This window comes from Ignatzschineria sp. F8392 (genome assembly GCF_002252045.1).
In the GTDB taxonomy this organism is placed as follows: domain Bacteria; phylum Pseudomonadota; class Gammaproteobacteria; order Cardiobacteriales; family Wohlfahrtiimonadaceae; genus Ignatzschineria.
On sequence record NZ_NEFF01000002.1, the window covers coordinates 164,614 to 178,031 of the forward strand.

Annotated in this window: 14 protein-coding genes and 1 pseudogene; all 15 read left to right on the plus strand. The window is 36.0% G+C overall.

The genetic code is table 11. The annotated features are described in order from the left end of the window. The first annotated feature begins 244 nt into the window (after window positions 1–244). Window positions 245–481, plus strand: coding sequence for a hypothetical protein (locus B9T19_RS10485; protein ID WP_143436860.1), 237 nt, complete (start codon window positions 245–247; stop codon window positions 479–481). Beyond that, window positions 471–1,463 (plus strand): EpsG family protein, encoded by a 993-nt coding sequence (locus B9T19_RS10900; protein ID WP_094567501.1) that lies wholly within the window; start codon window positions 471–473, stop codon window positions 1,461–1,463. Before B9T19_RS10485 ends, B9T19_RS10900 begins: the two co-directional genes overlap by 11 nt. Window positions 1,464–1,616: 153 nt before the next feature. Beyond that, entirely contained in the window at window positions 1,617–1,742 is a 126-nt protein-coding gene (locus tag B9T19_RS10775) for a hypothetical protein (RefSeq protein WP_255406347.1), read from the plus strand. 237 nt (window positions 1,743–1,979) lie between these two features. Next, window positions 1,980–2,714, plus strand: coding sequence for a lipid II flippase family protein (locus B9T19_RS04970; protein ID WP_094567502.1), 735 nt, complete (start codon window positions 1,980–1,982; stop codon window positions 2,712–2,714). Window positions 2,715–2,726: 12 nt separating this feature from the next. Beyond that, window positions 2,727–3,794 carry a glycosyltransferase gene (locus B9T19_RS04975; RefSeq protein WP_233146797.1) on the plus strand — a complete coding sequence of 356 codons (1,068 nt, stop codon included), beginning with the start codon at window positions 2,727–2,729 and terminating at the stop codon, window positions 3,792–3,794. Window positions 3,795–3,815: 21 nt separating this feature from the next. Further along, window positions 3,816–4,952, plus strand: coding sequence for a non-hydrolyzing UDP-N-acetylglucosamine 2-epimerase (wecB, locus tag B9T19_RS04980; protein WP_094567504.1), 1,137 nt, complete (start codon window positions 3,816–3,818; stop codon window positions 4,950–4,952). A 17-nt stretch (window positions 4,953–4,969) separates the two neighbouring features. After that, entirely contained in the window at window positions 4,970–5,719 is a 750-nt protein-coding gene (locus B9T19_RS04985; RefSeq protein ID WP_094567505.1) for a glycosyltransferase family 2 protein, read from the plus strand. 11 nt (window positions 5,720–5,730) lie between these two features. After that, window positions 5,731–6,894 (plus strand): nucleotide sugar dehydrogenase, encoded by a 1,164-nt coding sequence (locus B9T19_RS04990; protein WP_094567506.1) that lies wholly within the window; start codon window positions 5,731–5,733, stop codon window positions 6,892–6,894. A gap of 8 nt (window positions 6,895–6,902) precedes the next feature. Continuing rightward, window positions 6,903–8,060: a DegT/DnrJ/EryC1/StrS aminotransferase family protein gene (locus B9T19_RS04995; RefSeq protein WP_094567507.1), complete on the plus strand. Its 1,158-nt coding sequence runs from the start codon at window positions 6,903–6,905 to the stop codon at window positions 8,058–8,060. A gap of 7 nt (window positions 8,061–8,067) precedes the next feature. Beyond that, window positions 8,068–8,661, plus strand: a complete 594-nt coding sequence (locus B9T19_RS05000) for a sugar transferase (protein WP_094567508.1) — start codon at window positions 8,068–8,070, stop codon at window positions 8,659–8,661. Between the two features lie 24 nt (window positions 8,662–8,685). Beyond that, the gene (locus B9T19_RS05005; RefSeq protein ID WP_094567509.1) at window positions 8,686–10,650 is read left to right on the plus strand and encodes a nucleoside-diphosphate sugar epimerase/dehydratase; all 1,965 of its coding nucleotides are present in this window, start codon (window positions 8,686–8,688) and stop codon (window positions 10,648–10,650) included. 285 nt (window positions 10,651–10,935) lie between these two features. After that, on the plus strand, window positions 10,936–12,192 hold the full coding sequence (locus B9T19_RS05010; RefSeq protein ID WP_094567510.1) for an O-antigen ligase: 1,257 nt from the start codon (window positions 10,936–10,938) through the stop codon (window positions 12,190–12,192). A gap of 98 nt (window positions 12,193–12,290) precedes the next feature. Next, window positions 12,291–12,503, plus strand: a complete 213-nt coding sequence (locus tag B9T19_RS05015) for a hypothetical protein (protein ID WP_094567511.1) — start codon at window positions 12,291–12,293, stop codon at window positions 12,501–12,503. Further along, the gene (locus B9T19_RS10585; protein WP_158214354.1) at window positions 12,484–12,630 is read left to right on the plus strand and encodes a hypothetical protein; all 147 of its coding nucleotides are present in this window, start codon (window positions 12,484–12,486) and stop codon (window positions 12,628–12,630) included. Before B9T19_RS05015 ends, B9T19_RS10585 begins: the two co-directional genes overlap by 20 nt. Window positions 12,631–12,951: 321 nt before the next feature. Beyond that, window positions 12,952–13,086: pseudogene (locus tag B9T19_RS05020) on the plus strand (transposase); the annotation flags it as partial. Between the last annotated feature and the right edge of the window lie 332 nt (window positions 13,087–13,418).

The window sequence follows — 13,418 nt, forward strand, 5'->3', positions numbered from 1 at the left end:
CATCAGTAATACTGGCTCTACTGTTTATCGATTAATCTCAAGATGCATAAAATCATTAATTGATGATTATTAAAGATAATTTTTCATATTAAAAAAATAAAACAGCAATGCAAATAAGACTTCTTTGCATTTAGTTCTCATTTAACAATAAGTTAAGACAATATATTTAGATATATTTACGTCATTAAAGTATCATACCCTCTTAGGAAAACATCTTGGTTTATTGCAAAGTTGAGGTTTGGATTTGACTCGGAATTATCATCACCGCCACTCCCGCTGGTATGAAGTGATCATCTTTAACTTCTGGTTTCAGATTGTGATCGGCTTTCTCCTAATTGCCCTTCTACCACAATGGTTGCGTTATGGTGGATTGGTGGATAGTTTATCCCTCCAAGTCAATTCCAATAGTAATACCCTCTCTGCCAATGCTATCATCTTTAAATTTCAATTGAGCACAAAGTCCCCTGCATATGACATATGAATTAACATACTACATATTCCTGATAGTGATTGGGCTACTCTTATGTATTAAAGAGATAAAATCAACCTCTTTATACAATATTATTACTTTTACTCTCTTTTTTATTTTTGCAGCAATAACTCGCTACTCAGGCTTTGATATTGATATAAATACATATGCAAAGTCTTTACATTATATCGATAATTTTTCAGCTTACTACCTAAGAGAACCCGTCTATTGGATCTCTTCTCGCTATATCTACCTAATAACTCAATCTTATGAAACAACTTTTCTATTCTATGACTCTATCGCTATCATATTAATTTTATATGCTAGAAAAAACTTCTCTTTTCCTCAGTATTTTCCTTACCTATTTTTCCTTTTCTTTCCTTCGGTAATGGGGTTAAACAATGTCTATAGGCAATATTTAACATACGTTCTATTCATTTTTTTCTTATCTATAACTCTAACTAAGCCTAGCTCTCTAATTAAAAGAAGCCTTTTTTCATTGATAGTGATACTCACCCATAATGTTGCTGCTCTTTTCATACCCATTTTCTTCATTAATAGAAAAATACCCTCTAAATACAGGATCATAAGAATAATACTATATATAGGTATATTGATAGGTTTACCTATTGCATTAGCTACTAAATCCAATGTAAATACTGGTTATGTTGATTCTGAACTCTATATATTTGCTATTTTCTGCTTTTTAATTTTTATTTTGATAAGTCATAAGTTTCTGTTACGCCATAAGGATGTGATTCTTTATACTTTTTTTGTTTACTCTCTTATCTTGCTTATTATGTCGATAGATCTAGTAGGAAGTGCTCAATCAAAAAGAATTGGAATGTTTATTCTAATACTTCTTCTAATTCCATTAACTAAAGTCGTTGATACACATTTCAAACAAAAAAATATTGCTCGATCAATTATTTATATAATATTAGTTATGCCTACGTTAATATTTTCTAGCTCTAGAATGATGCTACTGACCTAATAGACCTAATCAATTACAAAAGACATGCAAATATCAATCGGCACCAAAGCTAATTAATAGTAATAGTAACTTAGATTATTAACAAAGATACAGTAACATATATACGTCTAAATGCTGGTGATTTTAAAATTCAATATTATTTGAGGTAACTTCGTGACACAAAGCTATCATCGCCGCCACTCCCGTTGGTATGAAGTGATCATCTTTAACTTCTGGTTTCAGATTGTGATCGGCTTTTCACTTATCGCCATATTCATTCGCATCAGAGTTGTCAATTGATATAAATGGCACAAGATTACACGATAGGAGTCAAAGAGATAAATCTTAACTTTAATATAATACCCTATCTTAAACATTTCTCATCTTGGCTCGATGTGTTCGCTGTCTTTAAGATAATCAGAACCATCTTCTCAAGCTCCGACGTCAGGTAAACTGCTATTGTAATAACCCTAGAATATTACCTAATCAATTCAAATAAAATAACTTTCAAACCAATCTTATAAGCCCCGATATCCTATGAATACCTTAATTATAATAGTAATACTTTGCTTTTCCTGTATTCAGGCAATAGAAATTTTATCATACCTATCCCGCCTATCAGGCGTATTAATAGATAAAAAATCTATGGCTTATACTCTACAAAATGCTGTTTTTATGATTACTAGATTTTTCACTTTAGCTCTAATGCCTATTTTAGGTTTACTTGTTGATATGGGGATTGACAAAAAGTACTTTTTGATATTATGCATTGGTTCATTTTTAGTATCCTCAATTATTTGCTCATTAATTCTTTACTTTAAAAATAGATCAATTTCAGCATTTATCACTATAATTGAGCTAGTGGTGGGGGGTAGGCAACTTTTACCATCTCTATTAAAGTTTCCTAAGCTCTTCACAAAAAAGAGCTCTCATACTATTAATACCCCTTCAGTAGCATACCTTTTTCATTCAAATGTTTTTTGGCTATCTTCAATTGTATTTTTTTCATATGCTACATCTTTATTTTTTGTGTTTTTTTTAGGCTTATTCTTTCCTGATTATAGAGTTATGCTTAGCCAAACCTCTGGGGTGATTAATGCCTTTTCTACAATCATATTAACTTTTTGGATCGAACCTAAATTATCATTAGTTATTGAACAAGATAGCTTAGAAGATAAGAAATCAAGTCCTGATCTTATCATGTCACTACTCATAGGTAGAATATTTGGGGTCGGTGTTTATTCATCTGTTTTTTTTATACTATTTTTGTAAAGATAAACCATAATGAAACTTCTTGTACTCTCAGAAACATATCCACACATAAATTCAATTTACCAAATGGCTTATGTGCATAGCAGAAATATTCAATACAAAAAACAGGGGGTTAAGATCGATGTTTTATCTTTTTCAGCAAAAAGTGCATACAAATATGAAAATATTACTGTCCTTCCATCTACTACGTATATAGATTTTTCAAATTATGATGCTGTTGTCTCTCATGCACCAAATATACGTAATCATTATAGGATTATTAGAAAAAATTTAAAAAAGATTAAGAATCTAGTCTTATTTTTCCATGGTCATGAAGCACTAATTATAGATCGTTATTATCCCGCCCCATATCCATGGCAAAAACAAAAAAATGCCTTTTTTTCACTTGCTAGAAAATTTTATGATCATTTCAAACTTTATCTTTTAAAAAATTTATTAAAAAAAGGGAATGTCAGAGCAATTTATGTTAGTCAATGGATGAAAGATGAAGCTACTCATTGTATGAAGCTTTCAGATAAAATAAATAATAAAAATATCATCATTAATAACTCGATAAATGAGGCATTCTACAAAGAAAGATATAGCCCAACTCTAAATTTATTAGCTGATTTCATTACCATTCGTCCCTTAGATGGACCCAAGTATGCTATAGATAAAGTAGTAGAACTTGCCCACTTCAATCCTGAATTTTCTTTTCATATTTATGGGAAAGGTGATTATTTTCAACACAATACACTACCTCCAAATGTAAAGATATTTGACCAATTTATTGAACAAAAAAGTATCCCTGTTCTTCTTAATAAATATCGTGCAGCTATTATGCCAACAAGATTAGATGCCCAAGGAGTAATGATGTGTGAAATGGCAAGTTATGGAATCCCTACTATTGTTTCCAATCTTCCTGTTTGCAGAGAAATGTTATCGGAATTCTCTAATTGTATTTTTATAGATAACTCAAATTTTTGTGATACCGATCTAAATAAACTATCTTTTACACCGTTGATTGATTTTTCCGTAATACAAAAATTTTCACCTGATTATCTTGCGAAAAAAGAATTAGATTTTATATTCAAAAAATAATCTTTATTAAAAGGATACAAAATGAAAACACTATGTGTATTTGGCACTAGACCAGAAGCTATAAAAATGGCTCCTGTTGCCTTAGCACTAGCTAACGACGATCGTTTTGAAGCAAAAGTTTGCGTTACAGGACAGCATAGAGAGATGCTGGATCAAGTATTAAATTTATTTGAAATCATTCCTGATTTTGACCTTGATATTATGCAACCAGGTCAAGATCTTACAGATATTACCACTCGTATTCTACAAGGTTTAAAACCAATACTAGCAAGTTTTAAACCTGATATTATTTTAGTTCATGGTGATACAGCAACAACGTTCGCAGCTAGCCTCGCCGCTTATTATCAACAAATCCCTGTTGCACATGTTGAAGCAGGCTTACGAACAGGGAATATTTACTCCCCTTGGCCAGAAGAAGGAAATAGAAAACTGACCGCTGCATTAACGGATCTACATTTAGCGCCTACTGAAAACTCTGCCCAAAACCTTATTAAAGAAAATATATCTTCGGAAAATATTATAGTAACTGGCAATACTATTATTGATGCATTATTGAGTGTTATTGAAAAACTAGAAAATAATCCTGCATTACAAGCTAAATTTCAAAATCAATTTCCATTCTTAGATAAAAACAAAAAGCTCATTTTAGTAACAGGGCACAGAAGAGAAAGTTTTGGGCTAGGATTTGAAAATATTTGTGAGGCATTAGTAAAAATTGCAGACAATCATCAAAATACTCAAATTGTATATCCTATGCATTTAAATCCTAATGTGCGAGAACCGGCAAATCGTATTCTAGGTAAAACTAAAAATATTCATTTAATAGAGCCTTTAGATTATCTGCCTTTCGTCTATTTAATGAGTCAGGCTTATATAATTTTAACTGATTCTGGAGGAATCCAGGAAGAAGCCCCCTCTCTAGGCAAGCCGGTTCTAGTTATGCGCAATACCACAGAAAGACCCGAAGCAGTAGAAGCTGGAACAGTAAAGTTAATAGGAACTAGTAAAGAAAGCATTATTAAAGAGGTTAGTTTGTTATTAACAGATATAGTAGCCTACAACAAAATGGCTTTTGCTCATAATCCTTATGGTGACGGAAAAGCATCGCATCTTATTGTAGAAGCTATTTCAAGCTTTATTACAATCCATGAAAAATAAAATTAACTAAATAATTTATGAAAAAAAATATAGTTTCTATAATTACCCCCTGCTTTAATTCCAATCAAGAATTAATCGATACTATTAAGAGTGTTCAAATACAATCATTTACTGATTATGAACATATCATCATAGATGATAGCTCTACTAAACCTTTTTCTGATGCTCTTTTAGAACTTATTGAGGATGATCCTAAAATCAAACTTATTAAGCGCTCTTGGAATGCTGGTCCCGCCGTAACTCGAAACCGAGGAATTAGTGAAGCAAAAGGAAAATATATTGCCTTTTTAGATGCAGATGATACTTGGCTCCCTGATAAATTAGAAAAGCAAATAGCTTTTATGGAAGAGACCCAATGCCCTCTCTCATACACTAATTATGATGTGGTCGACGAGCAGGGGAATTATCTAGGAACTAGAAAAGCTCCGGGAGAACTATCATATGCTGAATTAATTAGGGTTAATCGTATTGGTTGCTTAACTGCAATATACAATACTGAGATTTGTGGCAAACAATACATGCCCAATATCTTAAAGCGCCAAGACTATGGATTATGGTTACAAATAACGAAAAAGTTTGGACCGGCAAGAGGTATTGATGAGGTACTTGCAAAATATAGATCATCAAAAAACTCTTTATCCGGCAATAAACTTAAAGTCTTAAAATATCAATGGCGTCTTTATCGAGAAATTGAAAATCTTAGTCTAGCGAAATCTATCTATTGTTTAGTTAATCATGCCTGGAATGGTATTAGTAGAAAAGCTTAGGAAATAAAAGCATGAATATTACAATTGTTGGAACTGGTTATGTAGGTCTATCTAATGCCATGCTATTTTCAAAACAGCATAATATTGTTGCTTTGGATATTGATAAGGGAAAGATAGAAAAGCTTAATCAAAAAATTTCCCCTATCCATGATGCCTTAATTCAAGAATACCTTTTATCCGCGCCTAGCTTTAAAGCAACATTATCAAGTGAAGAAGCGTTCCAACAAGCGGATATTGTTATTGTTGCAACTCCTACCAACTATGATGAAGAGAGAAACTTCTTTGATACCTCTTCTATTGAGATGGTTCTGAATGATCTGGAATTACAAAACAGTAAATCTATCATCATTATTAAATCGACTATCCCTGTAGGATATACTGAGAAAGTAAAACAACAGTTTCCCAATCTCAATGTTGTCTTTTCACCAGAATTTTTACGAGAGGGACAAGCGCTTTATGACAATTTATACCCTTCAAGAATCGTGATTGGTGACAAATCTGGCACCGGGGAAATGATTGGTAAGCTTTTTAAAGATGCGTGCTTAAAAGCGGATGTTGAAATATTACTTCTTAACTCAACGGAAGCAGAGGCTGTAAAGCTTTTTTCCAACACTTATCTTGCTATGCGAGTCGCCTATTTTAATGAACTTGATAGTTATTGTGAAAGTCGCTCATTAAATACAAAAGATATTATTAATGCTGTCTGCCTCGATCCTCGAATCGGTGATCATTACAATAATCCCTCCTTCGGTTACGGTGGGTATTGTTTACCAAAAGATACAAAACAACTACTTGCTAATTATCAAGATATTCCTCAAAACTTAATTGAAGCGATTATCAACTCCAATAGAACAAGAAAAGATTTTATTGCCACACAAATCATTAAACGACAGCCAAAAGTTGTAGGAATCTATCGCTTAGTAATGAAACAAGGATCTGATAATTTTAGAAAATCCGCTATTCAAGGCATTATGAAACGTTTACAAGCTCATGGGATAAAGCTAATTATTTTTGAGCCTAATATTATAGATAATACCTTCCATAACTTAACGGTTATCAAGGATATTTCAGATTTTAAAGAACAAAGTGATATTGTTATCGCCAATAGAATGACTGCCGATCTTTTAGATATTAAAGATAAGGTTTACACTAGGGACTTATTTGGAAATAATTAAAGGAAACCATGACCAGAGAATTTATGCCCTTCTCCCTTCCTGAAATTGGAGAAGAAGAGATTAATGAAGTTGTCGATTCATTACGTACAGGATGGATTACAACAGGCCCTAAAACTAAGCAGTTTGAAGAAGACTTTGCAAACTATCTCGGTGGCGATATTTCCGCGCTTGCAGTTAACTCTGCTACAGCAGGTTTACATCTTGCACTAGATGCTGTTGGTATTAAGGCGGGAGATGAAGTTATTGTTCCGACCTATACCTTTACAGCTACGGCAGAAGTCGTACGATATTTAGGGGCTGATCCTGTTTTTGTAGATTGTGATCCTGAAACATTAAATATTGATCCTAAAGCAATTCGAGCAGCAATTACCGAAAAGACAAAAGCGATTATGCCGGTACACTTTGCCGGACTCTCTTGTGATATGACAGAGATCATCGCCATTGCAAAAGAACATAATCTAAAAGTTGTAGAAGATGCGGCACACGCATTTCCCACACGTTTTGAAGGTGAATTAGTCGGCACGTTTGATACTGATGCTACAATCTTTAGTTTCTATGCCAACAAAACAATGACTACCGCAGAAGGTGGCATGATTGTTTCTCGCAATAAAGAAGTTATTGAGCGCTGTAAGGTAATGCGTCTACATGGGATTAGCCGTGATGCCTTCGATCGTTACTCTTCTAAAACACCATCTTGGTATTATGAAGTGATTGAGCCTGGCTACAAATACAACATGACAGATATTGCTTCTGCGATGGGCATCCATCAATTAAAGAAGATTGATCGATTCCATCAAAAACGTGTTGAAATGGCTAAGCGCTACGATGAAGGACTAAAAGGCTTACCTTTAATTCTCCCGGCACGTCCAGAAAAAATTGAAGAGCATGCATGGCACCTCTACCCTATTCGCCTTACTGAAGATGCTCCGCTTGAGCGTGATGAGTTCATTATAAAAATGGCAGAAAAAAACATTGGTTGCTCTGTCCACTTTATTCCTCTTCATCGTCAACCGGTTTGGAGAGATGGTTATCATCTTACTAATGAGATGTTCCCTCATGCAGAGAAGGCTTATCTCAATATTGCATCTATCCCACTCTTTACAAGAATGAGTCAAGCGGATCAGGATTATGTGATTCAGACAATTCATGAGTTATTAGGCAGATAGGTTTCAGATGATCAAACGCATATTTGATGTTGTGTGTTCTGCAATGGGGCTAATAGTACTAGCCCCATTATTACTATTTATTGCTATTTGGATTAAAAAAGATTCTAAAGGGCCGATCTTCTTCCGCCAAGTTCGGGTGGGATTGCATGGAGAGCCTTTTCGGATTCATAAATTCCGGAGCATGTATACAGATAGTGAAGCACATGGGCAATTAACAGTTGGAAATGATTCACGCATTACGCCAAGTGGTCACTTTATTCGTAAATATAAGCTCGATGAATTAGCGCAATTAATTGATGTTTTTAGAGGGAAGATGAGCCTTGTCGGTCCTAGACCTGAAGTGCCCAAATTTATGGATCAATACTCTAAAGAAGATCGTGAGATTATCTTATCGGTTCGCCCAGGCATTACAGATCGCGCTTCTATCGAGATGGTAGATGAGAATGAGATTCTTAGCCAATATGAAGATCCTTCCCAAGCTTATGTTGATATCATCATGCCGATAAAAGCAGAACATTATAAGGCATATGTTAAAAATCACTCTCTATTTGGAGATATTAAGATAATCATTCAAACTATCTTGAAAATAATCAAGCGTTAATGATTTTCCAAAGGCCTTCTACCTATGTTTAAAACTCGATTACTCAACCTCCCGCGTAATATAAAAAGAGTTATCCAACTTCTTGTTGATATCTGTTTAATATGGTTTTCTATCCTTCTTGCCTTTATTATCCGCATCGGTTGGGATGATACCTGGCTCTATATTGGTGATTATCAGTGGCTCTTTATTGTTGCGCCGATAATCTCAATCCCTATCTTTATCATCATGGGGATGTATCGCGCCGTTATCCGCTATGTTGGGAAAGAGGCATTAATCACGATTGCCAAATCTGTTACGATTGCCGCCCTACTCCTCTCCCTTATTATCTATTGGTATGATGATGCACCGAGAGTTGTCCCCCGTTCGCTTGTCTTCAATTACTGGTGGATTACCTTACTGGCAATTGGAGGATTACGGCTCTTTATTCGACACTACTTCTTAGGGGATTGGCTCGATGTTTTTAAGCATACTTTCGGAAATCATAAAGATCGAGCAAGAGTTTTAATCTATGGCGCCGGCACTGCCGGGAAGCAACTTGTCTCTGCTTTGCGAAGTGGCTCCCATATCGAACCGATTGCATTTATTGATGATGACCCTAATATTCGATCTGCCAATATTGATGGCTTACGGGTATATGCCCCCCATCAATTAGAGATGGCACTTAAACGAACAAAAGCAACTGAATTACTCTTGGCCATTCCCTCTGCGCCTAGAGCAAGACGGCAAGAGATTATTACTTCTCTTTCTAAATTCCCTATCCGCGTCCGCACTATCCCTGGGTTTATCGATTTGGCAAAAGGGAAAGTGAAGGTGCAAGATCTGCAAGAGATCGATATTGCTGATCTTTTAGGGCGCGATCCTGTTGAGCCCCATCGTGATCTTTTCGATTTCTGTATTAAAAATCAGGTGGTAATGGTTACCGGCGCGGGTGGTTCTATCGGCTCTGAGTTATGCCGTCAGATTCTTTTAAGTGGTGCAAAACAGCTCATTCTCTTTGAAAATAGTGAATATAACCTCTACAAAATCACACGGGAACTGCAAGAAGAGATTAAGAAAGAGCAACTTGAGATTCAATTTACCCCCCTGCTCGGCTCGATCCAAGACCGAGATCGCCTTTATAACGTGATGACGAAGTTTAACGTCAATACAATCTACCATGCAGCGGCTTATAAACATGTCCCGATTGTAGAGAATAATATTACCCAAGGGGTTTTAAATAATGTTTTAGGCACCTACTACACGGCAGAAGCGGCAATCAAGGCGAGAGTGAATAACTTTGTTTTGATCTCCACCGATAAAGCCGTTCGCCCCACTAATGTAATGGGAGCGACAAAACGCCTTGCAGAGATGGTTTTACAATCCTTTAGTAAAGAGCGCGCAATTACCTTTTTAGGCGATAGCGATCCAACACAGAATAAGACGCGCATCACCATGGTTCGTTTTGGAAATGTATTGGGTTCTTCCGGCTCGGTAATTCCTCTCTTTAGGAAGCAGATTCAAGAGGGAAATAATGTCACTGTTACCCATCCTGATATTACCCGCTACTTTATGACGATTCCTGAAGCGGCAGAACTTGTGATTCAAGCAGGATCAATGGGGCTAGGGGGCGATGTCTTTGTGCTCGATATGGGTAAACCGGTGCGAATTTTAGATCTTGCGACAAAGATGATTCAGCTCTCCGGCTTAACAATCCGTACAGAGGAGAATCCCAACGGAGATATCGCCATTCAGTTTACCGGGCTACGCGCCGGGGAGAAGCTCTATGAAGAGTTATTGATCGGCGATAATGTCTCCGGCACAGAGCACCCAATGATTATGCGCGCCCATGAAGATTGGCTCCCGTGGTCAGAAATGAAGACGTTACTAGAGAAGCTCAAAACAGCGGCCGATCTTAACGACTACCCCACCATCCGCGCCCTACTTCTGCAATATGTTTCAGGGTATCAACCACAATGTGAGATTGTGGATCTGCTCTATTTGGATCGGTAGATTGTAGATTAATTCAATGATCTAGCATAAATAAAGATGCCGGCGATATAAGTGCCGGCATTTTTTTGTTTAGGCTTTTATATTACACATAATGATTACAGATTCAAATAGATAGTATTCCCATGGATCTTTATTATGTTTTAGATCGTACACCCGAAAAACTCAAAATTGAAAAGGATTATTCCTTAAGATATGCGATAATCGTATCCAATTAATTTTCGCTAGTTATTTTTTTAACTGTTCCTTAATCCATCACTTATCCGTTTATCAAACGATGCTATTTCTATGAAGTTATTACAAAACAATCTCTACCTCTACTTCTTTATGATTCTCTTCTCGATGGTTTTAGGCCGTTTTGTATTGGAGTCTTTCACTGTTATCGGGACGCTTGTTGCTATCTATCTTTTGATTCGCAATTGGCATTTCTACTTTGATGAGCTAAAGGAGAATCGCTATCTCTATGTTGCTTTAGCCTTTCTGATTCCAGTGGCGATCGCTTCTATCGATTCATTAAATCAATCGATGTCTCTATCTGTATTAGGGCGGTTTGTCCGCTATCTCTTTATCGGCGTTATTGCCGTTGCGATGGTGCAATATCAGGGGAATGAGAAGCGCCTAACGCTAATCACCTTTATCGCTGTTCTCTTTATCGCGATAGATGCCATTATCCAGTGGCAGACCAATTACCATATTTTGGGGTATGACCTTGTAATAGGGGATCGAGTCTTCGGTGTATTTGTAGGTAAAGCACATTTGAGTTACTTTTTGGGGACTTTCGCGCCGATCGTCTTCTTCTTTCTCTATCAAAAAATTGAAGAGAAGTTCAGCTGGCTTCGAATCTTACTTGCGGTTATCACAGTACTGATTCTAACAACAGCGATCTTTATCGGCGGTGCTCGTGCGGGGATGATCTCCCTCTTTGTCTCTGCCCTGCTCTTTATTATCTATCTTCTTTATAACGGCAAAATTAAGCATAAGTTGCGTTTTTTTGGAGCAATTGCCATCATCGCTATTGCCGGGCTTACGATCGTTAGCCAATCAGAGATTGTGCAGAAACGCTTCCAATCTACTACATCCGCTTTTGGGACAGATCGATTCTTAGCACAAGTCACATCTCATCGTACTAATATCTGGAATGTAGGCTTTGCCGAGATTCCTAACTACTGGATCAATGGTGTTGGCCCCCGAGCTTTTGATGAGGTTTATCAAACCTATCCAGAAGAGTATAAAATCTTTGACTACGTATGGCAGCCACATCTACACGGCTTAGAGGTATTAATCGAAACAGGAGTAATCGGCTTTATTCCTTATCTCTTAGTGCTTCTCTACCTCTTTATCCGTATGTTTACAGCAAGAGCGGGAAATATGTGGATTATGATGGGCTTTGTTGCCATTATGCCGATCAATAGTCATATCGGCTTGTATGAAGGCTATTGGATGTCACTAGCTTTCTCATCAATTATGATTGGTCTAGCGCAAGCATATCAGGCTGATAAAATTAATAATCAGAGAGGGAAGGTTGTTTGTAATTTCAATAAGTAAAGCTTGCCGAGTGGCAGATAAGAAATAGATACTACAATATGGCAAGCATTACATAACTTATATAATTTCTTTCAAAAACTACGTTTTACTAGGACATTATGGCTCAAAAAGAAAAATCGGTATCTACAGGGTACAGTTTTATCAATGAAGAGCTTTTACTTAAAGCTTGCGATTTAGGGAGAAACGAAGCGTTAGCCTTAATTGTTATCTCATCAGGTACCCTTCATACAAAAGAAGAAACTTATTGGTCTGCTCAAGCTGTTCAAAAAAGGTTACTAATAGATTGGAAATATGCAAAAACTGCTTTATGAGACAACCTCTGAAGATTATCCTGACTATACAGAAGAGCGGTATTTAGAGTATGAGTTAGATAAAAACAGATGGATTGTTACGGGAACATGCTTCCCTGTTCTATTTAAAAAAGGCTTCTATTTTTAATAGCAAAACATTGTATAAACGAAAAAAGTTATCTAGCTAAAGATCCAACCAGACTTGCCTACAAGTATCCTGATAAATCAGAGCTAATAACAGCAAAAAGAACAGTAGTATCACGGTCTATTGGGGATGAGGGGCTATATAAGGATCTATATGCATTTTATCCAGATAAAGGAATAGATACATCAAAGTTTAACGCATTTGATTTAACTATTTCTCCACCGTAAACTTACCCTAAAAAAACACAAGCCAAAACTAAAGATTTCTGTCATCATTATTTAGATGGAGGAAATCATGAAACGATCAAAATTCACAGAAACATAAATTGTAAACATTTTAAAACTGGCAGAAAAAGGCGTTAAAGTGACCGATATCTGCCGAGAGTACGGCATTAGTAGTGCTACGTACTATCAATGGAAAAGTAAATATGGAGGCTTAGAAGCCTCTGATTTGATGCGATTCCTTTAACAAGCGACTTATTTCTTTTAACAAAATCTGATATTGCCAGCAGATTATTTAAATCTTTACCAAAACCTGAGTCATACTATTCTAACTTCTTTCATAAAACAGGCTGTTGTGCTGAAAAGATATTTCAAGAGTACGTTAAGCAACAAGGCATTGCTCTAAGGTATTATCAAACACCATTAACAACTCTACGCTTAAATGGTGATGCAGCAAATATAGGGAATAAATTCCCCAAAAATTTTTATACTATGATAGCAGAGGATGAAGATTATGCAGATCTAAAAAGAAAAGTTATTAAATATCGAATTACTTCGCCTCTCAGGAAT

Coding starts and splice junctions, on each gene's coding strand:
- B9T19_RS10585 (WP_158214354.1), top strand. CDS start 12,484: ATGCAAAAACTGCTTTATGAGACAACCTCTGAAGATTATCCTGACTAT.
- B9T19_RS05000 (WP_094567508.1), top strand. CDS start 8,068: ATGATCAAACGCATATTTGATGTTGTGTGTTCTGCAATGGGGCTAATA.
- B9T19_RS04995 (WP_094567507.1), top strand. CDS start 6,903: ATGACCAGAGAATTTATGCCCTTCTCCCTTCCTGAAATTGGAGAAGAA.
- B9T19_RS04990 (WP_094567506.1), top strand. CDS start 5,731: ATGAATATTACAATTGTTGGAACTGGTTATGTAGGTCTATCTAATGCC.
- B9T19_RS04970 (WP_094567502.1), top strand. CDS start 1,980: ATGAATACCTTAATTATAATAGTAATACTTTGCTTTTCCTGTATTCAG.
- wecB (WP_094567504.1), top strand. CDS start 3,816: ATGAAAACACTATGTGTATTTGGCACTAGACCAGAAGCTATAAAAATG.
- B9T19_RS05005 (WP_094567509.1), top strand. CDS start 8,686: ATGTTTAAAACTCGATTACTCAACCTCCCGCGTAATATAAAAAGAGTT.
- B9T19_RS04985 (WP_094567505.1), top strand. CDS start 4,970: ATGAAAAAAAATATAGTTTCTATAATTACCCCCTGCTTTAATTCCAAT.
- B9T19_RS05010 (WP_094567510.1), top strand. CDS start 10,936: ATGAAGTTATTACAAAACAATCTCTACCTCTACTTCTTTATGATTCTC.
- B9T19_RS04975 (WP_233146797.1), top strand. CDS start 2,727: ATGAAACTTCTTGTACTCTCAGAAACATATCCACACATAAATTCAATT.
- B9T19_RS05015 (WP_094567511.1), top strand. CDS start 12,291: ATGGCTCAAAAAGAAAAATCGGTATCTACAGGGTACAGTTTTATCAAT.
- B9T19_RS10900 (WP_094567501.1), top strand. CDS start 471: ATGACATATGAATTAACATACTACATATTCCTGATAGTGATTGGGCTA.